Here is a 20,811-nt window from a genome sequence, read left to right as displayed (position 1 = left end):
GCCGGCGGCTCACCAGCGGAAGACCGCAGTTCCGCGCGGCCGGACCGTCTCGGTTCGAGGGGTCGGCGGAAGACCGTGGTCAGCTGAGACAGCCCCAGAACGCGGTCCAGCCGCAGCGAGGAGCGATGCCGCAACGGGCACCGGCCGGCCCGGCCGCGGTCCACCGCACCGGGGCATTGCCTTGCGTCGCTGATCACGATCTCAGCGCCGTCCTGCGGGCGCGCTACGTTCCGACCATGTCCACGAAGCCGCGCACACCGCGCCCCTTCCCCACCGCGGAGGCCGCCGGTGGGACGGCTCCCACATCTGAGGGCGGAAGTCCCCCCTCGGACACAGCACCGCCCCGGTGTTCCTGCAGGAACACCGGGGCGTTTCGCGTCCGGGCCTCCGCGGCCCTCGTGACACCCACCTGCTGGGCCGCCGCGAGCCGCTGGGCCTGACCACCGCCAGTGACCACCGCCGGTGACCCTGCGCCGCTGCACGCTTGCGCCGCTGCACGCTCGCGCCGCCACCCGGGCGCTGCTCGAGGCGCAGCAGGACGAGGCCCGCTTCCGCCACCCCGCTCAGCGGTTGCGGCGCGCCGGTCCGTCCGGCCGACCGGCGACGTGGGCGCCTCCATCGACCCTGACCACCCATGGCGCGCCGGCGCCGGGTGCGATCACTCCGCCGGCGCCGACCGGCCCGCCGTCTCGACCGTTGCAGCCGGCGCAGCGGGGCGATCACCGAACCCGACCCAGCTCGAGGAGGTCGTCACCGCCGACGGCGAGGACGCCGTGCGGTGGGGAAGGCGCACCGTCAGCAGGGCGACGTCGTCGTCCACCGGGCCACCGATCGCCTGCAGCAGCTCATCGCACAACCGGTCCAGCGGTTCGCCGGCCAGTCGCCGCACCTCGCCGAGCAGCCACGCGGTTCCCTCGTCGAGCGGTACGTGGCCGCGCTCGATCAGCCCGTCGGTGTAGAAGAGCACCGTGTCGCCGGCATGCAGCAGCTGCTCGTGGTCGCGACGTGGGGCGCCCGGCGAGACACCGATGAGCCGTTCGGGCGTGCGCTCGAGCAGCTGCACCGAGCCGTCGGCGCGGATCAGGATCGGTGCCGGGTGTCCCGCGTTCGACCAGCGCAGCAGCGTCTGCCCTGCCCGGTGATCGTGGCCGAGCGTGGCGACCGCCACGGTCACCAGCGTGCCCATCGCCAGGGACTCGAACGCCCGGTCGAGCGCCGTGAGCACCGCCGCCGGCGATGCGCCGGTGGCACAGGCCACCCCCCGGAGCATCCCGCGGGTCTGCGCCATCGTCGCGGCCGCGGGGGCGTCGTGCCCGGCCACGTCTCCGATCACCAGCACCGTCGTGCCGTCGGGCCGGACGAACGCGTCGTACCAGTCGCCGCCCACCTGGGCGTGACGGCTCGCCGGCAGGTACCGCACCGCCGTCTCCCACCCGTCCGGATGCGCAGGGGCCCCCAGCAGGTTGCGCTGCAGGGTCTCTGCGGTCCGTACGACCAGCGCAGCAGTGGCCGCTTGCGCACTCATCCGGGCCAGGTCGTCCTCCCGGCGCAGCCGCAGGGTGGCAGCGACCACGGCCACGGCCGTGCCGACCGCGATCCCGCCCAGCCGGATCGACTGGGCGAGCACCGTCTCGGCGGTGTACTGCTCGTTGTAGACCCCCAGGGGCACCGCCAACAGCAGCGCGAGCGCGCCGTAGCCGATCGTGGCCCGCCGTCCCAGCGCGGTCGCGGCCGCCAGCGGACTGATGACCAGCAGACCGGTGACCACCTGACCGCGGCCGAGGAGCAGGTCCAGTGCCGTGACGACGGCGAGGACACCCAGGGACAGGGCGTGAACGACGCGTTGGGATCGAGTCACCGCCCGCTCCTCGTCCGCTCCGGAGCCCGACGACTTGGCCCGGTACCAACCTAGGGGTCAGCGCTGCGGCGGTAGCGCGGCTGCGCGGCGGGCGAGACATTCAGCGGTTCGCCGGAACGCAGCCCGGCGAGCGTCGTGGGCGGACAGGCGCGACAGACTCGTCGGAACTCGCCCGCGTCCCGGTCCGCGCTGCCCGGAGTGGCCACCACCAGCACGCGCGGGTCCTGTGCGGCATGGACCACGCCTCGGGAGCCGCACCAGGTACTGGTCCATGCGGCCGCGGGCGATCGCCTCGAAGACCGCGTCGCCGGTGGCCGGGTCACCGAGGTGGTCCCAGCCGATGAGCAGGCCCCGGACGGCGTCCGGGAACAGAGCCGGCACCTCGGCGAGCAGGTCCGTGCCGGATGCTCCCTCGAGCTGCTCGGCCGCGAGCACGAGGGCGACGTCCTCACCCGCCGCCGCGCACGCCTGGAGGGTGGTGCGCCCCTCGCGGGCGGAGGTCGGGCAGGAGATGCGGTAGTCGACCGAGAAGCGGTTGTGCAGCTCCCGGTGGACGTCTGCGAGCAGGGCGGGGTCGTCGTCGACCGCGACCAGCAGAGGGAGGCTCATGGCGGCTCGCCGGGTGGTCGGGTCGGCCTCGCCTCGGCGCCGTGAGCCCAGGGGGGCACGACGGCGCTCCACCAGGGCCGTGCCGCTGGCACCGACCTCGCGACCGCCGGGAGCCGACACGTACCGACGGGCGCCGCGGTCCCTGCTCCGGGTGTCCCCCAGCTGCTCGTGTCCGTGGTCACGCCGGGCTGTGCCGGCCGCGGTCCAGGCGCAGCGTCGCGGCGGGTGTGGCCAACTCGAACCACACCGTCTTGGCGTCGGTGTCGCGGCGGCGGTGGGCGCCCCAGCGGTCGGCGAGCGCGGCGACCAGGCGCAGGCCACGGCCGTGCTCCTCGGTGACCGACGGCGAGCGGAGCACCGGCAGGCCGGGGGCGGTGTCGGTGACCCCGCACCACACCCGGTCGGGCTCGGTGAGCTGCCGGACCGTCACCTCGAAGGGTCGGCCACCGTCGTGCCGGACGGCGTTGGTGGCCAGCTCGGAGACCAGCAGCGCGGCGGTCTCGCACACGTCGGGAGCGAGCCGTGCGAGCAGCGCGATGACGTAGGCGCGCGTCTCGGGCACCGAGGCGGGCACGGCGGGAAAGACCTGACTGGGCATCTCAGGTCCCGTCCAGGCCTAGGCGGGCGCCCAGGCCGAGCACCTGCACCACCCGCCGCACCGCCGGGGTGGCGCGCACCACCTCGACCGGGGCGAAGTGGTTGGCGAGCCGGACGAGCACCGCCACGCCGGTCGAGTCCAGGAACGTCAGCGCGCCGAGGTCGATGCACGCCGGCTGCCGGTCGTGGGCCAGCAGCCGATTCAGGGCCGGCTGCACGTCGGGCAGGGCGGCCAGGTCCAGCTCGCCGGCCAGGCCGATCCGCAGCGGCCTGCCGTCCGCGGACACGTCGACCGTCAGCTCGGCCCGCGGCTTCTGTGCTACCTCGTCCATCGCATCCCCATCAGCACCGTGTCGTCGCTTCCGCCGTCGCCGGTCAGCGTGTGCAGCAGCGTGTCGAGCAGTTCGGGCAGCGGCTGCCCGTCGGCCGCGGCCGCGGCCGCGGCGCACAGCCGGTCCACCCCGGCGTCGATGACCTCGCCGCGGCGTTCCACCAGCCCGTCCGTGAACGCCAGCAGGGTGCCGGAGGCGGGCAGCGGCACGGTGACGGCCGCCAGCCGGGCGGCGGGGTCCACCCCGATGGGCGGGTCGACCGGGACGTCGAGCAGCCGTGCCTCGCCGTCGGCGAGCAGCAGCGGCGGGAAGTGACCTGCGCAGATCACCCGCAGCCGGCCCGCATCGAGCTCGCCGAGGAGCACGGTGGCGAACCGGTGGTCCCTGTCGACGTGCAGCAGCGGGCGCAGCTTGGCGGCGACGGTGGCGATGTCGTCGCCCACGGCGAGGTGGGCCCGCACGGCGAAGCGCAGCGCAGCCATCGTGGTCGCCGCGTCCAGTCCTCGCCCGGAGATGTCGCCGACGACGAACACCGCGCAGCCCGGCCCGCGGGGGATGACGTCGTACCAGTCGCCGCCGACGTCGAGCTCGTCGACGCCGGCGACGTAGCGGGCGGCGACCTCGATGCCGTCCACGCGGGGCAGCTCGGGCAGCAGCGCGTGCTGCAGCGTCCCCGCGATGCCCCGCTGCTGGTGGAACAGGCGCTCGTTCTCGGCGGCCAGCCGCTCGGCCTCGACGCGCCGCCGGCCGATGGCGGCCACGGCCGCGGCGGCCGCCGCGGCCAGCGTCGCCCCCACCCCGAGCACGATCCACGGCAGCGCGCGGGCCAGCCCGCCGGTCAGCCCGGTCGGGGACGCGCCGACGACGGTGATCCCGGTGTCGCCGAACGGCACGCTGGTCGCCGCGGTGTCCCCGCCGATGGGCACCGGCCCGGTGGCGTACAGCAGCCGGTCGGTCGCGGTGGTCCCGCCGAGGTAGACGGCGAAGTCCAGCCCGCCGAACGCCTCGTCCGGCGGCACCTCGACGCGCCGGTTCGGCGGCAGCGCCGACTCGGCGTAGATCACCAGCCCGGCGGTGTCGCCGGCCGGCCGCAGCGCGTAGCCGAGCCGGTCCGGCTCGCCGGGCAGGACCTCGGTGACGGCCAGCGTGCCGTCGGCCGGCACCCCGGCGAGGAAGGTGTCGGGATCCGGCGGGCCGACCGGGTCGGGACCGTGCGCCGCCACCCGTTCGGCGCCGCCGCCCCCGATCCGCCACAGCGACAGCGACATGCCCGGCGTCTCGGCGACGCGCGCCTCGGCGAACCGCCCGAACGGGTCCGGGTCCGGGTCCGCGGCGGTGGCCACCTGCCCGGCATCGGCCAGCTGGGTCTGCAGGACCGAGATCTGGGTGGTCAGCACGGCCCCCGCCTGCGCCACCTGCCGCTGCAGCAGCGCGGCCTCGGCGCGGTCGTTGACCTCGGCCGCCAGCCACGCGAGCACCGCCGCGGCCGCGAGGATCACGACGGCGACGGCGACACCCAGCCGGCGCAGCCCCCCGCCGATCATGGCGGCGGAGGCGTAGCGCCGGGGCGGCGACCCCGGAACTGCGGCCGAGTAGCGCTCAGCGGCCGGACGGCGCGCGTCCGGCGGACGTCACGCCGACCGGGCACACGAGCGACGGTCATCGGGCTCACGCTCAGCTCGGGAGGGGCTCCGCGTCGGCCTGGAGGGCCGACGCGAGTCCCGTGAGGTCCAGCATCCGGCGGACCGGTCCGGTCGTCGGGAGCAGGACGGCCAGCTCGCCGCGGGGTCCGGCGCGGTCGGCCACCTCGAGCAGCAGCCCGGCGCCGACGCTGCTGACGAAGCCGAGCCGGGTGAGATCGAGGGTGATCGGCCGGTGACCGGTCAGGTGCGGGAGGAGGAGCTCGCGGATCCCGCTGGTCCCGGCGAGGTCGAGGTCCCCGATCAGCGCCAGGCATCGGCGGCCCTGGACGTCGGTGACCTCCAGGGTGGCCGGCTGCTCATGGGGGCGCTGCGCCACCGGCATCTGCTCCACGGCGGTCCGGGGCCCGGGGACGACCGGTACCGGGGCCACGGGGGTGAACACGAACCGCAGTGTGGTACCGGCGGGCCCGGGAGAGAGGTCGACGTCGCCGGTGAGCGCGGCGACGATCTGCAGTCCGCGGCCACGGAAGCCGGGATCGGACGGTGGCGGACGCCAGGTGCCGGTGTCCGTGACCGAGACGGCGACGTCCCCGGCACTGCCCAGGTCCAGCCCGACGAGCATCCGGCCGGGGACACCCGCGTCGCGGTAGGCGTGCTCGACGGCGTTGCCGGTGGCCTCGCCGAGCGCCAGCAGGAGGTCCTCGATCGCATCGGGCTGCAGCCCCGCCGTGGGAGCCCATCGCCGCACCGCCCGTCGCACCACGGGCAGCCGTACGGGTTCCGCGGGCAGGTCCAGCCGCAGCGGAGCGGGCAGCAGCCGGACGGCGACCACCGCGACGTCGTCGGTGCCGCCGTCCCCGTCCACGAGCTCGCCCAGGACACCGTCGACGAGGGCCGGCAGCGCGGCGTACCGCCGCGCAGTGGCCGCGGCGGCCAGCCGTTCGAGCCCGTCGTCGAGGGTGGCGCCCCGACGCTCGACCAGCCCGTCGGTGTAGAGCACCAGCGTGGCCCCCGGCGAGAGGGTCAGGGCCCCCTCCGGGCGGGATCCGGGAGCGTGCAGGCCCAGCGCCGGACCCAGCCCGTCGTCGAGGTACCCGTCGCGCCGTCCGGTGTCGCCGTCACCGGTGGCGGCGGTGTCGACCAGCAGCGGCGGAGGGTGCCCGGCGTGGCTGTAGTTGAGCCGGCCGGTGTCCGGCTCCAGCCGCAGGCAGGAGACGGTGCTCACCCGGGATCCCGACACGTGGCCGGCGAAGCGGTCCAGGACCTCCAGCGCGTGCCCGGGTGAGAAGCCACCCAGCAGCAGGCCGGCCAGCGCGCTGCGCAGCTGACCCATCACCGCGGCGGCGGGGGCGCCGTTGCCGACGACGTCGCCGACGGCGACCGCGACGGCGCCGCCGGCCAGCGGCAGGACGTCGTACCAGTCGCCACCGGCGGAGGTGCCCTGTACCGCCGGCAGGTAGCGGGCGGTGACCGCCAGCCGGTCCACGGCCGGGAGGTCGCCGGGCAGCAGGCTGCGCTGCAGGGTGTCGGCCATCTCCCGGCGCACGTCGGCCAGCGCGGCCCGCTCGAAGGCCAGCGCGGCCTGATCGGCGACGGTGAGCAGGAACGCGCGCTCGTCGCGCTCGAAGGGCCTGGGCGTCCGGAAGGTCACCGCGAGTGCACCGACCAACCGGTCGCCGACGAGCAGCGGGAGCGCGGCGATGCCCTGCGTCTGCTCCAGCAGGCCGTCCACGACGGCGGGATAGCGTTCGGCCACGGTCGCCCGGTCGGGCAGCCAGACCGGCCGGCGGGTCAGCGCCGCGTCGGTCACCGGCAGCGAGGGCGTCAGCCGCATCGCGCCGGAGCCGTCCCAGCGCCCGGCGGGTGCGCCGACGACGTCGATCGTGTGCAGCTGCCCGTCGCCGCCGAGGATGCAGACGGCGACGACGGAGGCGCCGAGCGTGTCGCGGAGCCCGGCAGTGAGGGCGGCGGCTGCCTCGGCGACCGTGCCGGCCGCCGACAGCGCCACGGTGATCTCGTGCAGCTGCCTCCGCTGGGCGGCCAGCCGCTCGGCGGCCACCATCGTCGTCAGGCGCTGCCCCAGATCGGCGGCCAGTGCGACGTCGGCCTCGTCGTACCGGTGCGGGGCCTGCGCGGTGAGGGTGAGCAGGCCGACCACGGCGTCGCCGATGGTCAGCGGCGCGGCCAGCCAGCTGGCGCCGCCGATCGCGGTGAGCGCTGCCGACCGGGCCTCGCCCGTGGTGGCGGCGCGGAACATCTGCTCGGTGACCTGGGGGACGGCGAACGCGCGTCCGGCCCGGAACTCCGCGGCGAACTCGTCGGGCACCCGCACCGATCCCAGCGCCCGCACCCCGGCCGCCAGCCCGGCGGGGGTGACGGCCACCGGGCGGTACTGCTCGTCGTCGCCGCGCAGCCACACCGCGGCCCAGTCACACAGGTCCGGCACGAGCAGCCCGGTGACCGCCGCGAGTCGTTCCTCCACGCTGCCCGGGCCGGCGAGCGCGCCACCGGCGCCGGCCAGGAGCGCCGCGGCCCGTTCCCGCCGCTTGGCGTCCGTGACGTCGACGAGGACCGAGTGCACGGCGGTCGCCGTCCCGGCCTCGTCGCGGGCGACGTGGGCCAGGTGCTGCAGCCACACCCAGCGGCCGTCGACCGCGCGCACCCGGTACGTGAGGGACAGGTCCTCGCCGTCGGCGATCGTGGCGCGCACGGTGGACAGCACCTGCTCGGCGTCGTCCGGGTGGAGGATCCGCTGCCACAGGCCGGGCTCGTCCAGCCACTGCCGGACCGGATAGCCCAGCACCTCCTCGGCCCGGGCGTTGACGAACCGGAAGCGCCACGTCACCGGATCGCGCTCCCACACGATCGCGTGCAAGCCGGCGACCATCGCCTGCATCCGTGCCGCGCTCGCCTCGGCGGCCCGGCGGGCCGCCTGCGCGGAATCGGCGTCCCGGCGGGCCCGCTCGGCTCCCTGGCGGACGTCGGCGATCTCGGCACGGACCACGGCGCCGGCGGGCTCCGGTGGAGCGACCTCGCCGGTCGTGTGCGCTCCGGGATCGTGCGTTGACGCCACCGCTGGGCCCCTTGCCTGACGGCTCCGCGAACGGTCCCGTGCGGGATGTCGCCCGACGGCCGCCGCGGAGAACTCCCGCGAACCTGGTAGGCACGCCAGTAGCGCGCCTAGACTGCGATCACGGTCAGCAGTGGTCGTCCTGGGCGGTCACCGTGCGTCGCCCGACCTGGCGGTCGGCTGCGCAACGGTGCGGGGTCCTCGTGGATGGCACCGCGACCGTACCCCGGCTCAGCGGTCGAAAACGCGGGCCGCTGGGCCGCCGTTCAGGAAAGGCGAGCCGCCCTCCTCCCGGAACTGCGCCGGCGAAGCCGGTCTGCACCGCGGTGCGGTGCACGGCGTTCCGGCCGCTCAGCCCGCCTCCGTGCGCTCCGTCTGGCCTCCAACCCTCGGGTGGGCGCCTGGCGGGGTTGGTACCGAGCTGATCTCGTCGAACAGGCGCGCGGGCCCTTCAGTGCCGGAGGCCGGGATGACGCGCCTGTCAGTGCCCTGGCGACTGGTCCTCGCCGTAGCCGCGGGGTATGCCGTCGGGTCGATCACCTCGTTTCTGCTGTTCGAGTCGTCGGGCACCGGGGCGGTGCTGTTCCTGCCGGCCGGGGTCACCCTGTCCGCGCTGGTGCTCAGCGACCGGCGCCGGTGGCCCTGGATCCTGGCCACGGCCGCGCTCGTCGAGGTGCTCATCGACCGGACCCAGGACATCGGGCCGGCCGCGGCCTGGGGGTTCGCCCTGGCCAACACGGCCGAGCCCCTGGTCGGCGCGCTCCTGCTGCGCCGGTTCGCCCCGCACCCCGACCTGAGCCGGCGCCGCGACCTGACGGCGTTCCTGCTCTGCTGCGTGCTGGCCGGCCCACTGGTCGGCGGGGTGATCGGCTCGCTGACCATCCAGTGGTCGCAGGGGCCGGCCGTGCTCGACCGTCTGTTCCCGTTCTGGGCCGGCGACGGGCTCGGCGTGCTGGTCGTGGGCGGCGCCGTGCTGACCTGGCAACTGGACCGGGGGCGCCCCGGCGCCCCCGGCCCGGTCCGGCGTGCACTCCTCCTGCTGGGCACCGCCGGGGTGACGGTGGCCGTGTTCTGGCCGGTCGTCCTCCCGCTGGCGTACCTGACGATCCCCTGGCTGTTCTGGCTGGCCGTCCGGTACGGGGTCGCCGTCGTCACTGAGGCCGGCCTGGTGGTCGCCGTGACCGCCAACGTCATGACCGTGGTCGGGCGCGGCCCGTGGGCACCGCTGAGCGACACCCCGCGGATGGAGGCCGCCCTCCTGCAGCTGTTCATCGCCGCGGCCGTCCTCGGTGCGTGGCTGCTGGCCGTGGAGATCGCCGAGCGGGAGCGGGCCCGGTCGGTGTCCCGCCGGGAGACCGCCGCGCGGCGCCGGGTGGAGGCCCTCCAGGAGGTGACCGCAGGGCTGGGGACCGCCGCCACGACCGACGCCATCGCCGAGGTGCTGGTCCGCTCCGGCATCGGCCTGCTCGCCGACTCCGGCGCCGTGGCGGTGGTCGACCGGGAGAGCGGCCGGCTGCGGGTCTGGACCACGGAAGGGCACGGCGTGGCCGACCTGCCGGTGGGCGACCCCTCCCCCCTGGCGACCGCCGTCCGGCGCCATGCCCCCGTCCGGGCCTGGTCGCCTGCGGCGCTGGCGGTGCCGGCCCGGGCCGCCGGCACCACGTTCGGGGCACTGGAGTTCCGGTTCACGGACGACCACGCGATCGACGAGGACGTCGCCGCGACGTCGGGCACGCTGGCCGAGCTCATGACCTCGGCACTGCACCGGGCGCGGCTGTACGAGGAGGAGCGGGAGGCCGCTCACCAGCTGCAGCGGGCCTTCCTGCCCGTCGTGCCGGACGAGCTGTCCGGAGCGGAGTTCGCCGGCTGCTACCGCCCGGCCGACCAGCACCACGACGTCGGCGGCGACTGGTACGACGCGTTCGCGCTGCCGTTCGGCCGGGTCGGGTTCGCCGTCGGCGACGTCGTCGGCCACGACCTGCGGGCCGCCGCCACGATGGGGCAGCTGCACGCGGCGCTGAGCGCCCTGGCCGCCGTCCCGCACGACGGCCCGGCCGCGGTCCTCGACGCGCTGGACCGGGCGTCGTCGACCATCGCCGGCGCGGCGCTCACCACGATCGGCTACGGCGAGTACGACCCGGCCACCTGCCGGCTGCGCTACGCCTGCGCGGGCCACCCGCCGCCGCTGCTCGTCACCGACCACCACGCCCGGTTCCTCACCGGCGGGCGGTCCCGTCCGCTCGGCGCGGCAGTCGAGCCCCGCCCCGAGGCCGCGGTCGACGTCCCGCCCGGTTCGATGCTGCTCTGGTACTCCGACGGTCTCGTCGAACGCCGCGACGCCGACCTCGACGCCGGCCTGGGCCACTTGTCGTCGGTCGCCACGCGGCTCGACGGCGCCCACCCCCGGGCCTGGTGCGACGCCGTGATGGCCGAGCTCACCGGCGGGCAGCGGCTGCACGACGACGTCGTGCTCATCTGCCTGCGGCTGCAGCCGCCCACACCTGACGCCGCCGTCCCGCGAGCCGTGTCGCCGGCGGCCGGCAGGACGTCGTCCCCGCTGCACGAGACACCCGTCCTGGGCCGCCCGCAGCAGTCCGCGCCGAACCCCCGCGGGTCGGCCCCCGGCTCTCCGCGACCAGCAGTGAGCCGACCCGATCGGCCTCGGGCGACGGACGCGTCACGCGGGGGGCGGTCGTGATGCGCTCGGAGGTGGCCGTGCGGTCGGGCGACGCCGTGCGGGTGCTCGTTCTCGACGAGCAGGAAGTGGTCCGCCGCGGCGTCAGCCAGGTGCTCACCGACGACCCGGCGCTCACGGTGGTCGCCGAGGCCACCTCGGTCGCCGAGGCGGTGGCGCTCGGGCTGGCCGTCCGCCCGGACGTGGCGGTGGTCGGCATGCGGCTGCCCGACGGCTCCGGCGCCGAGGCCTGGGCCCGGCTGCGCGCCGGCGTGCCCGGGCTGCGGTGCCTGGTGCTCAGCGCCTACTGCGATCCCGCCACGGTGCAGGCCGCGGTGCGCCTGGGGGTGGCCGGCTACCTGGTCAAACACGTCCGCGGCCCGGCCCTGGTGGCCGCGGTCCACCGGGTGGCCGCCGGCGGCACCGTGTTCCATCCGGAGGTGGCCGCGGCCGTCTCCGACCCCACGGACGGGCGGCCGGACCCGCTGGACCGGCTCACCCCGCGGGAACGCGAGCTGCTGCGCCTGCTCGGCGAGGGACTGACCAACCGCCAGATCGGCGAGCGCCTGGGGTTGACCGAGAAGACGGTGAAGAACTACGCCAGCAACCTGCTGGGCAAGCTCGGCCTGCAGCGGCGGACCCAGGCCGCCGTCCTCGCCACCGAGCTGCGCGACCGCCTCACCGCGACCCCGCACGCCGGCGGCGCCGGAGGCCGTCGTCCACGCGGGCGCCGGCCGACCGGGACCGCGCAGCCGGGAAGGGCGTCCGGCGCCGTGGCGGCACCGGACGCCAGTGGATCCGGATCACCTCCTACCCGCCGACCGGCCGGCCGGTCCTGACAGCCCGCTCCGAGGAGTGCGCACGACCGGCGCGGTGCTCAGTAGGACACCGCGACGATCCGTCCGACGTGCTCGCGGCTCGTGGCCTCGGCCAGCAACAGGTGCGCCAGGCTCCACCGGGACAGCGTGCGGTCGTCGGGCACCGGCTCGTCGACCGAGATCCGGTAGTCGGTGCGCCGGGCGTCACCGACGAGGAACGACGGCCGGACGACGGTCCAGGCGACGGAGGACTCGCGCAGCAGCTGCTCCATCACCCGCACGTCGCGGTGGAGCGGCTCGAGGAAGAAGCGCTTGAGCACGGTGCGGTAGAACCAGCCGTCGCCAGGCTGCGGGACGACGCCACCGCTGGTCACCGCGACCACCCGGTCCACCTCGGCTCCGGCCACGGCCTCGAGCAGCGCACGGGCACCCCCGGAGTAGACGGTGGTCCCCTTGCGGGCGGCGAGCAGGCCGGACACGCCCACCGCGGTGACCACCGCCTCCGCCCCCTTGAGCCCCGCGGTCAGCGCCACGGCATCGGTCGCATCACCGGCGACCACGGTCAGCCCCGGACGCTCGGGCACCGCCTCCGGCCGCCGGGCCACGGTGACCTCGTTACCGGTGTCGAGGACGGCACGCTGGCCGAGGACCTGGACGTGGACCTGGCCATCTCCCAGCTGATGGGCCCCCTCGCCTTCCGGCAGATGCTGTCCTTCGAGCCCATCGACGACGAGCTCTGCCGCGCCCTGGTCCGAGACCTCACCGCCGCTCACCCCGGACGTCGTCCCTCGCCCCGCAGCAGCGCCTGACAGGCAGGTCCACCCACGTCCCCCAGGTGGCGGGTGCCCTGCTCCGCCCGACGACGTGCCCGACCGCAGGAGGCGGACGGCGACCCCGACCGAGGCTGCCGCTGACGGGCGCCCGCGCGCGCTCACCCGTCGGACGACCGGCCCGCCGCTGATCCCCCGGTACTCTGGGGACCCGGTCAGCGGGTCCCAGGAGGACGACACCTCATGCCCTTCGCGCCGCGCCGCCGCTCGGCTGGTGACGTGCCGGGTGAGCAGCGGCGGACGGACCGGGTGCCCACCCGGCGCACGCCGCGGCCGGTGGCCGACCACGGCCGGCCTGCGCAGTACGGCGGTCCCTCGCCGGGACCTCCGCCGTCCGACCCGTGGGGCGCGCCGCCTCCCCGGTCCCGATCATGGCCGCCGCCACCGCCGCCCGGTCCGGGGACCACGCCTCCGGACCGGCGCCGTCGTCCGGGCACCCGGCCGCGCGGGGACGAGGTCCCACCCCAGGACGACCCGAAGCGCGAACGGCGTCGTCGCCTGCGCCGCCGCACCGGCCGCATCCTGGTGATCGCCTTCCTGCTCCAGGCGCTGGTCCTGCTGTCGCTCCGCTGGATCGACCCGCCGACGACGGCGTTCATGCTGGCCAACGACCAGGGGGCCGTCCAGCAGTCGGTGCCGGTCGAGCACGTGTCGCGCAACTTCCTCGCCGCCGTCATCGCGCACGAGGACCAGCCGCTCCCCTACCGCGACGGTGCCTTCACCTGGGACGAGCTGTTCGGCCGCGCCGAGGCGCACCTGCGCGGGGAGGAGGACCCGTCCGGGTCGACGATCCCGCAACAGGTGGCCAAGAACCTCTTCCTGAACCAGGAGATGAGCGCCTGGCGCAAGGCGGTCGAGGCCGGCCTGTCGACGGAGCTGGCGCTGGTGCTCGACGACCGCCGCATGCTCGAGCTGTACGTCAACTACGCCCAGCTCGGACCGCAGGTCTACGGCATCTGCTCGGCCAGCTGGTACTACTTCGACACCCCGCCGTCCACGCTGTCCGTGGACCAGGCCGTCCAGCTGGTCGGGCTCCTGCCGTCTCCGGGACACGTCCAGCGAGCCCCGGGCGGCGGGCTCGACTTCGGCGTGGACGACGGCCTCGGCTGGCTGTCGCGCTCGCACGTCATGAACGCGCAGAACCGGGTGCCGCGGCACATCGCCGAGAAGGGCTTCCAGCCGGTCGAGGACGCCGGCGTCGAGGGGCTCGCCCAGGACCAGCCGGGCACCGACGACGACTGCTCGCAGATGCCCGACGACGTCGCCGAGCTCATCGCCGCGGAAGGCAGTCGGTAGGCCGCCCTCCCGGACGCGGTCCCGCCGGGGCCGGACCGGTGCCGGGCCCGTTCCGACCGGACGGCGGAACGGGCCCGGCGACGGTCGACGTGGGATCAGGCGGCGGTCGCGCGGGCGGCCTCGTCGATCAACCGCGCGACGACGTCGGGCCGGGAGACGGTCACGGCGTGGGAGGCGTCGACCTCGACGGTGCGCGACGCCGCCCGCTCGGCCATGAACCGCTGGGCCTCGGCCGGGACGGCCAGGTCCTGGCGCGTGACGAGGGTCCAGGACGGGATGGTCTTCCAGGCCGCCTTCGTCGCCTTGTCCGCCAGGGCGTCCCCGATGATCGGCCGCTGCGTGACGGCCATCAGCCCGGCGACGTCCGCCGGCACGTCCGCGGCGAAGACCGCGTGGAACTCGTCCTGCTCGATGGAGAGGTCGTCGGCGGTCTGCCCGTCGGGACCGCGGACGGGCACCGGGCGCAGCGCCGTCCCGAGTTCGTTGCCCGGGAACCTCCCGGCCAGGTCGCCGGTGCTCTCGCCCTCGTCGAGCAGGAAGCTGGCGACGAACACCAGCGCCCTCACCCGCGGGTGCCCCTCGGCCGCCTCGCTCATCACGCTGCCGCCGTAGGAGTGGCCGGCGAGGACGATCGGCCCGTCCACGCTCTCCAGGACGTCGCGCAGGAGCGCGGCGTCCCCGGCCAGCGAGCGGAGCGGGTTGGCCACCCCGATCACCGGATAGCCGTCCCGCCGGAGCTCGGCGATCACGCCGTTCCAGCTCGACGAGTCGGCGAAGGCCCCGTGGACGAGCACCACCGTGGGCGTGACGGCGCGGGTGTCGAGCGTGCTGCTGGTCATGGCTGCTTCCTCTCGGTCAGCGGGCGCTCCGTCGTCGCCCCTCCGGTCGCACATCCCGTGCGCGTCCCCGTCAACGCCACCGGTATTCGATATATTGCATTCACTGGTGGAGGCGAGGATGGTCCCCTTCCGCGCTTCCTCGTTCCGTCCCGCTCCCCGCCGGTGCGCCCGGCTCGTCAGGGAGTCCGCCCGTGCCGATCCCCCCGACCGACCCCGGCGTCGGCCGCAGGCTGCTGCGGGACGACGTCTACCGCCGCCTGCGCGACGCGATCGTCGACGGCACGTTCGCCCCCGGCGAGCAGCTCCGGGACCTGGAGCTCGCCGCCTGGCTCGGCGTCAGCCGGACGCCGGTCCGCGAGGCCCTGCTGCGCCTCGCGCACAGCGGGCTGGTGCTGGCCCAGCCGGGCCGGTCGACGGTCGTGAGCCCGCTCGACGTCCGCGCGGTCCGGGACGCCCGCGACGTCGTGGCGGCGATGCACGGGCTCGCGGTCCGCGAGGCCGTCCCCGTCCTCACCGGGGCGGACCTCGCCGCCATGCGCGACGCCAACCGCCGGTTCGCCGCCGCCGTCGACTCCGGCGACGTCGAGGCCGCCCTCCGGGTCGACGACGAGCTGCACGGCGTGCTGGTGCGCATCACCGGCAACCGGGCGCTCGCGACCGTCCTCGAGCAGTTCACGCCCACGGTGCGCCGGGCGGAGCGGTTGCGGTTCGGCTCCCTCCGCGGCCGGGCCTCGGTCACCCGGCACGACGAGCTGATCCGGCTCTGCGCCGCCGGGGACGTCGAGGGCGCGGCCGCCGTCGCCTACGACACCTGGCACAGCCTGCCGAGCGCCGGGGCGTGACCGCCGGACGGCGGTCATCAGGGGGCGATGACCAGCTCCGCGACGAGGTCGCCGTCCATCGCGAAGCGGTAGCGGAGGTCGACGACGCCGCCGGGGAAGTCGCCCTCCAGGCGGTGGACGGCGACCCAGTGCGTGTCGTCGGGGCGTTCCGTGGCGACGAGCGTGGTGGTGTAGCTGAACCGGGCGCCGGCCCGCGTCAGGAAGCGGCGGATCTCGCCGGTCCCGCGGTAGGTCGTGCCGTCGTCGACGACCACGGCGGTCGGGGTGAAGGCGCGCAGCGCGGCGTCCGCATCGCGGGCCGCGTGCGCGGCGAGGTACCCGCGGATCGGGCCCGGGAGCTGGTCGGGCCGGCTGCTGGTCGGGGTGGTCATGCCCCGAGGGTGGGTGCTCCCGGGGCGGGAGGGTCAACGGCTGGACCCTCCCCCGGGGGAGGGTGCACAGTGCTCCGGTGCTGGCCATCGGCGAGTTCTCCCGGCTGACCCACCTCAGCGTGCGCACCCTGCGCCGCTACCACGACGCGGGCCTGCTGGAGCCGGCGACCGTGGACGAGGCGACCGGCTACCGCTACTACGGCGCCGACCAGATCCCGACCGCCCAGGTCATCCACCGGCTGCGCGAGCTCGACGTCCCCCTGCCCGACGTCCAGCGCATCCTGCGCTCCCCCGACCCCCGCGCCCGCGCCGGCCTCGTCGCCGACCACCTGCGGCGGCTCGAGGCGGAGCTCGACCGCACCCGCGCCGCGGTGGTCTCCCTGCGTCGGCTGCTGCGGCCGGAGCCGCCACTGCTCGACGTCGAGCTGCGGGCGGTCCCGGCGGCGACGGTGGCCGCGGTCGAGGACGACGTCGACCACGCCGACGTCCTCGGCTGGTACTCGGGCGCCGTGGCCGAGCTGGACGCGGTGGTCGGCGAACCGGCCGGGCCGCGGGGCGGGCTCTACGACAACGCGCTGTTCGAGGCCGGCCGCGGGCACGTGCTCGTGTACCGGCCGACGGCGCGGCCCGCGCGCAGCGGCCGCGTGCACCCGGTGACCCTGCCGGCCGTCGAGCTGGCCGTCGCGACCCACGTCGGCGAGCACCACGACATCGACGTCACGTACGGCGAGCTGGGCGCCTGGGTGGTGGCCAACGCGCTCGCGGTGGCCGGACCGGTGCGGGAGACCTACCTGACGGGCCCGCGCGACACCCCCGACCCGTCGGCCTGGCGGACCGAGATCGGCTGGCCGGTCTTCCGCGTCGCCCCGCGCTGAGGGTCACGCGTGCGGCGTCAGGCCCCGCCGCAGCTCGTCCAGGGCCTGCGCGAGGCCGACCCGGGGCACCCAGCCCCACCGCCGCGCGCGGTCGGTGCGCAGCCGCCCGGTCCACACCGGCTCGTCGGTCCACTCGGGGGCGACGCCCAGCGCGTCGGTCACCGTGCCGAGGTAGTCCCGCCACGTCGCGGGCTCGCCCGCGACGATCACCGGGGTCGTGCCGCCGGCCACGGGGCCCCGCTCCGGGTCCTCGGACGTCGCGACGGCACCCGTGGCGACGTCCGCGACGAAGGCCGCCAGGTCCTCGACGTGCACCCAGGGCCAGGTCTGCGACGGGTTGGCCCGGGGCGCACCGCCGTCGCGGATCGCCTGCGGGCGCAGCGTGTTCCACACCGAGGTCTCGCCGGCGCCGGTGATCGCCGGCGGGCGGACCAGCACCGTCGTGAGCCCGCCGACCCGCGCCAGCGCGGCGTCGGCGGCGTTCTTGGTGTCGGGGTAGTCGCCGCTGCCCTCGGGCAGGAGGGGACCGTCCTCGGCGACGTCCCCGACGCCGGCCGAGCGGTCGTACACCCCGGCGGTGGAGACGTGCACCAGCCGGGCGACGCCGGCGTCGCGGGCGGCCCGGGCGACGACCGCCGTGCCCTCGACGCCCACCCGGTGCTGGACCTCCCGCGGCGAGCCCATCGGGTGGACCGTCGTGACGACCGCGTCGGCGCCCCGGGTCACCGCGCGGGCGAGGGACTCGTCGGCGAAGTCGCCGACGTGCTCGGTGACGCCGTCGAGCGGGGGCACGCCGCCGGCGCGGCGGACCACGGCGCGCACCTGCGCCGACCGCTCGGCCAGCGCCCGGCACACCGCGGCGCCCACCAGACCGTTCGCACCGGTCACCACGACGACGGGAGGGACGCTGGCCATGTCGCCCACCCTGTCAGCGAGCCGGCGACGGCGCTCGTCGCACGGCACGTCGTCGCGGCGTCGCGGGCTGGAGAGGAGCCACGGCCCACGCCGTGTCCCCGGGGACGGTCACCCTCGGGCGAGGACGGCCATCGCCGCCGCACAGCCCCACCCGGCGACGACGATCGGTGTCTCGACCCGGTCGACGCCGTCCGGGCTCACCCGGACGCGGCTGCACCGCTCGCTCAGGTAGCCCAGCGTCAGACGAGGTGGTCGGGACTGCCCGTCAGGAACGGCACGTCGACGTGCCGCCGCCGCCGCAGGGCGACCCGTGCCCGGCCAGCTGGGCGACCCGCTGGGCCGAGGCGACCGTCACGAGCGCCGACCGCCGGGCCATGCGCCGGACGGTAGGGCTCTCCCGCCCCCGGCGGGCACGGACGGCGCGCCGCGGTGCTCGTCAGCGAGCCACGCTGAGCGTGGTCAGCCAGGCGGCGAGCCCGAGGACGAGGCACCCGGCGATGGCCGGCGCGTAGGACCCGGAGGCGTCGACGGCCGCCCCGGCGAGCGGCGCTCCCACGGCGGACCCGATCCCGGCGCTCGTGTAGAGCACCCCGAGCAGCCCACCCAGGCGGGTGGTGCCGAACCGCTCGGCGACCACCGCGGGCCCGAGGGCGACGAAGCCGCCGTAGCCGATCCCCAGCACGACGGCGAAGGCGACGAGCACGCCGTACCCGCCTGCGAGGCCCCACAGCGCGAAGCTCGCGCCCATCGTCAGGAAGCACCACCGGAACGCGCGCAACGCACCGGTCCGCGCGGCGACCGCCCCGAGCACCAGCCGGCCGGCGGTGCTCGCGGCACCGATCACCCCGACCAGCGCCGCGGCCGCCACCGGGTCGGCCCCGCCCTGTTCGGCGGAGCCGGGCAGGTGCACGAACGGGACGAACAGCGCGACGGACAGGAGGCCCGACGCCAGGTACAGCCGCCGGTAGTCGCGGTTCCGCACCGCCTCCGCCAGCGTCAGCGCCGCCGGCCCGGCCTGTACCGGAGGGCGGGCGACGACCGCGGCGCAGACCAGGAGCACCGCCGCGCCGACCGCCCCGAGCACGAGGTGGGTCCGCCGCCACCCCAGCTCGTCGATCAGCGCGGCGGCCAGCGGCGCGACGGTGAGGGTGCCCAGGCCGATCCCGGTGACCGCCACCCCGATGGCGAGCGTCCGGCGCCGCTCGAACCACCCGCCGACGACGGCCACCATCGGGACGTAGGCGCAGGCCACCCCGATCCCGACCCCCAGGCCGTAGGTCACCAGTCCGATCCACAGCTCACCGGCTCGCGAGGTCGCCGCCAGCCCGGCGCCGAGCGCGATCCCACCCACGAGCAGCACCCGCCGGGGGCCGTAGCGGTCCACCGCGACGCCGCTGAGGGCGCCCAGGCCGAAGTACGTGAGCGACGTGAGGGCGAAGAAGACCGACGTGGCGCCGCGACCCGCACCGAACTCCTCCGCCATCGGCTCGAGGAACGCGCCGAAGGAGTAGGCGATCCCGAACGAGGCGAACATCGCGGCGAACGCCGCGGCGACCATCACCCAGCTCCAGACCGAGTCGACCGCCGCCGGGGTCCGCATGCCGGCGGAGGATACGAGGCGCCTCACCGACGGCCGTCGCCTGATCACCGTCCACGCTCGTCGGCGTCCCGGCGGGGCCGTCGGCCGTGGCGTCACCGGCCAGGGCGCCACGTCATCCCGGGTCGATGTTCTGGTTGCGCCGGAAGACGTTCGTCGGGTCGTACGCCCGCTTCAGCGCGGTCAGTCGCCGGAGCTTGGCCTCCCCGTAGGCCTGCCGCACGCGGGCCTGCCCCTCCTCCATGAGGAAGTTGACGTAGACGCCGGTGTGGAACGGGGCCAGGGCCGTCCAGTAGTCACGCGCCCACTGGCGTTGCTCCTCGAACCCGTCCGGACCCGCCGTGTTCCCGTTGATGTTGAAGGTGAAGCCGGCGGACCGGCCGTTGAAGGCGGTGGCGTCGTCCGGGACCCGGGCGACCGCCCCGCCCATCTGCCACAGGGCCACGCTGCTCAGCGGCGACGAGATCCGGCGGCCGTGCTCGACGACGACGTCGATCACGTCGTCGCTCAGCGCCGCGACGTCGCAGGAGCGGACGGAGTACCAGCAGCCGGGCCGGAACGAGGGGTCGAACATCTGCTGGTGCGCCACGAACGGCTTGGGCGCCACGACGTCCAGCACCGGCGACCCGAGACCCCGCATCGGCGCCAGGACCCGCTGCCCCTCCTCGACGTCGCCGGCGTAGCAGGCGGCCACCGCCACCACCGGCCGGCCGACCAGCTCCGGCGGGACCACGGGCAGGGGCGGGGCGAGCCGCTGGACGACGATCGTCATCAGCTCGTCGGGACCCTCGGCCGCCCAGTCGCGGTAGGAGCGCAGGACCCGCTCCGCGTCGTCCATGGACCAGAAGGTCGCCCCGGCCAGCACCTGCGGCCCCAGGGGGTGCAGGCGGAAGCGGAAGTCGGTGACCACCCCGAAGTTGCCGCCGCCGCCGCGCAGCCCCCAGAAGAGCTCCGCGTTCTCGTCCTCGCCGGCCCGGACGACCTCGCCGTCGGCGGTCACCAGGTCCGCCGACAGCAGGGAGTCGACGGTGAGGCCGTAGCGGCGCATGACCCAGCCGATGCCACCCCCGAGGGTCAGCCCGGCCAGGCCGGTGTGGGAGACGATGCCGGCCGGCACGACCAGCCCGTGTTCCTGGGTCCGCTCGTCCAGCGCTCCCAGCAGCACCCCGGCCTGCACGGCCGCCACCCGTGAGGACGGGTCCACCCGGACGCCGTTCATCCGCCGGAGGTCGATCACCAGGCCGCCGTCGCAGGTGGACAGCCCCGGGAAGCTGTGCCCCCCGCTCCGGACGGCGATCGGCAGCTGCTGCTCGCGGCCGAACCGGATGGCGGCCCGCACGTCGTCCGCGCCCGTGCACCGGGCGATGACGGCGGGACGTCCGTCGATCGACCCGTTCCAGAGCTTCCGGTGCTCGTCGTACCCGGCGTCTGCGGCGGTGACGACGTCGCCGTGCAGCGCGGCTCGGAGTCCGGCGACGGCCCCGTCGCTGACCGGAGCTGCTGTGGTGGTCATGGGACCAGTGTCGGGACGACGGGGGCGCGCGACAGGGACCAAGGTTCCCCTCTGCCGGGCACCCGGGACACCTCGGCCCGCGGCGCGCACGGCACCCTGGCCCCGTCGACCGCCGGGGGCCACACTCCGTGT

The 20,811-nt window shown here is 76.0% G+C and carries 18 protein-coding genes; 6 read left to right on the top strand and 12 right to left on the bottom strand.

Features of this window, described 5'->3' with window-relative positions:
* Nucleotides 1-658: 658 nt before the first annotated feature.
* The 6 genes from ACI79L_RS14505 to ACI79L_RS14480 all read right to left on the bottom strand — a co-directional run bounded on the left by ACI79L_RS14505 (nucleotide 659) and on the right by ACI79L_RS14480 (nucleotide 8,043).
* Complete coding sequence (locus ACI79L_RS14505; RefSeq protein ID WP_456937473.1) at nucleotides 659-1,768, bottom strand: PP2C family protein-serine/threonine phosphatase; 1,110 nt, start codon at nucleotides 1,766-1,768, stop codon at nucleotides 659-661.
* A 147-nt stretch (nucleotides 1,769-1,915) separates the two neighbouring features.
* Complete coding sequence (locus ACI79L_RS14500; RefSeq protein ID WP_456937472.1) at nucleotides 1,916-2,467, bottom strand: hypothetical protein; 552 nt, start codon at nucleotides 2,465-2,467, stop codon at nucleotides 1,916-1,918.
* A 178-nt stretch (nucleotides 2,468-2,645) separates the two neighbouring features.
* On the bottom strand, nucleotides 2,646-3,065 hold the full coding sequence (locus ACI79L_RS14495; RefSeq protein ID WP_456937471.1) for an ATP-binding protein: 420 nt from the start codon (nucleotides 3,063-3,065) through the stop codon (nucleotides 2,646-2,648).
* A 1-nt stretch (nucleotide 3,066) separates the two neighbouring features.
* A complete protein-coding gene (locus ACI79L_RS14490; RefSeq protein WP_456937470.1) occupies nucleotides 3,067-3,396 on the bottom strand; it encodes an STAS domain-containing protein in 330 nt (109 codons plus the stop codon).
* Entirely contained in the window at nucleotides 3,384-4,940 is a 1,557-nt protein-coding gene (locus ACI79L_RS14485) for a PP2C family protein-serine/threonine phosphatase (RefSeq protein ID WP_456937469.1), read from the bottom strand. The genes ACI79L_RS14490 and ACI79L_RS14485 overlap by 13 nt, the downstream gene beginning before the upstream one ends.
* A gap of 130 nt (nucleotides 4,941-5,070) precedes the next feature.
* On the bottom strand, nucleotides 5,071-8,043 hold the full coding sequence (locus ACI79L_RS14480) for a SpoIIE family protein phosphatase (RefSeq protein ID WP_456937468.1): 2,973 nt from the start codon (nucleotides 8,041-8,043) through the stop codon (nucleotides 5,071-5,073).
* Between the two features lie 535 nt (nucleotides 8,044-8,578).
* Here ACI79L_RS14480 and ACI79L_RS14475 point away from each other — a divergent pair.
* Nucleotides 8,579-10,807: a SpoIIE family protein phosphatase gene (locus ACI79L_RS14475; protein ID WP_456937467.1), complete on the top strand. Its 2,229-nt coding sequence runs from the start codon at nucleotides 8,579-8,581 to the stop codon at nucleotides 10,805-10,807.
* 17 nt (nucleotides 10,808-10,824) lie between these two features.
* Nucleotides 10,825-11,622 carry a LuxR C-terminal-related transcriptional regulator gene (locus tag ACI79L_RS14470; protein ID WP_456937466.1) on the top strand — a complete coding sequence of 266 codons (798 nt, stop codon included), beginning with the start codon at nucleotides 10,825-10,827 and terminating at the stop codon, nucleotides 11,620-11,622.
* Between the two features lie 38 nt (nucleotides 11,623-11,660).
* Here the strand turns inward: ACI79L_RS14470 and ACI79L_RS14465 are convergent, their stop codons facing one another.
* A complete protein-coding gene (locus ACI79L_RS14465) occupies nucleotides 11,661-12,278 on the bottom strand; it encodes an NAD(P)-dependent oxidoreductase (protein ID WP_456937529.1) in 618 nt (205 codons plus the stop codon).
* On the opposite strand from ACI79L_RS14465, the gene ACI79L_RS14460 reads away from it, so the two are divergent.
* Both ACI79L_RS14460 and ACI79L_RS14455 read left to right on the top strand, forming a co-directional pair.
* Nucleotides 12,258-12,410, top strand: coding sequence for a hypothetical protein (locus ACI79L_RS14460; protein ID WP_456937530.1), 153 nt, complete (start codon nucleotides 12,258-12,260; stop codon nucleotides 12,408-12,410). The two genes, ACI79L_RS14465 and ACI79L_RS14460, sit on opposite strands and share 21 nt — an antisense overlap.
* A 546-nt stretch (nucleotides 12,411-12,956) precedes the next feature.
* Nucleotides 12,957-13,727 (top strand): transglycosylase domain-containing protein, encoded by a 771-nt coding sequence (locus ACI79L_RS14455; RefSeq protein ID WP_456937465.1) that lies wholly within the window; start codon nucleotides 12,957-12,959, stop codon nucleotides 13,725-13,727.
* Between the two features lie 95 nt (nucleotides 13,728-13,822).
* Here ACI79L_RS14455 and ACI79L_RS14450 read toward each other — a convergent pair whose 3' ends face one another.
* Nucleotides 13,823-14,566: an alpha/beta fold hydrolase gene (locus ACI79L_RS14450; protein ID WP_456937464.1), complete on the bottom strand. Its 744-nt coding sequence runs from the start codon at nucleotides 14,564-14,566 to the stop codon at nucleotides 13,823-13,825.
* A gap of 191 nt (nucleotides 14,567-14,757) precedes the next feature.
* Here ACI79L_RS14450 and ACI79L_RS14445 point away from each other — a divergent pair, with 191 nt between their 5' ends.
* Nucleotides 14,758-15,408, top strand: coding sequence for a GntR family transcriptional regulator (locus ACI79L_RS14445; protein WP_456937463.1), 651 nt, complete (start codon nucleotides 14,758-14,760; stop codon nucleotides 15,406-15,408).
* A 17-nt stretch (nucleotides 15,409-15,425) separates the two neighbouring features.
* Here ACI79L_RS14445 and ACI79L_RS14440 read toward each other — a convergent pair whose 3' ends face one another.
* The gene (locus ACI79L_RS14440; RefSeq protein WP_456937462.1) at nucleotides 15,426-15,779 is read right to left on the bottom strand and encodes a nuclear transport factor 2 family protein; all 354 of its coding nucleotides are present in this window, start codon (nucleotides 15,777-15,779) and stop codon (nucleotides 15,426-15,428) included.
* Nucleotides 15,780-15,856: 77 nt separating this feature from the next.
* Here ACI79L_RS14440 and ACI79L_RS14435 point away from each other — a divergent pair, with 77 nt between their 5' ends.
* Entirely contained in the window at nucleotides 15,857-16,654 is a 798-nt protein-coding gene (locus ACI79L_RS14435) for a MerR family transcriptional regulator (protein WP_456937461.1), read from the top strand.
* A gap of 3 nt (nucleotides 16,655-16,657) precedes the next feature.
* Here the strand turns inward: ACI79L_RS14435 and ACI79L_RS14430 are convergent, their stop codons facing one another.
* The 3 genes from ACI79L_RS14430 to ACI79L_RS14420 all read right to left on the bottom strand — a co-directional run bounded on the left by ACI79L_RS14430 (nucleotide 16,658) and on the right by ACI79L_RS14420 (nucleotide 20,679).
* Nucleotides 16,658-17,569, bottom strand: coding sequence for an NAD-dependent epimerase/dehydratase family protein (locus tag ACI79L_RS14430; protein WP_456937460.1), 912 nt, complete (start codon nucleotides 17,567-17,569; stop codon nucleotides 16,658-16,660).
* 436 nt (nucleotides 17,570-18,005) lie between these two features.
* Complete coding sequence (locus ACI79L_RS14425; RefSeq protein WP_456937459.1) at nucleotides 18,006-19,169, bottom strand: MFS transporter; 1,164 nt, start codon at nucleotides 19,167-19,169, stop codon at nucleotides 18,006-18,008.
* A 112-nt stretch (nucleotides 19,170-19,281) separates the two neighbouring features.
* Nucleotides 19,282-20,679, bottom strand: a complete 1,398-nt coding sequence (locus tag ACI79L_RS14420; RefSeq protein WP_456937458.1) for an FAD-binding oxidoreductase — start codon at nucleotides 20,677-20,679, stop codon at nucleotides 19,282-19,284.
* Nucleotides 20,680-20,811 lie beyond the last annotated feature (132 nt).

The organism is Geodermatophilus sp. SYSU D00684 (genome assembly GCF_054050455.1).
Note: the sequence above shows the minus strand (reverse complement) of the source record. Positions and strands in the feature narration are given on the sequence as shown.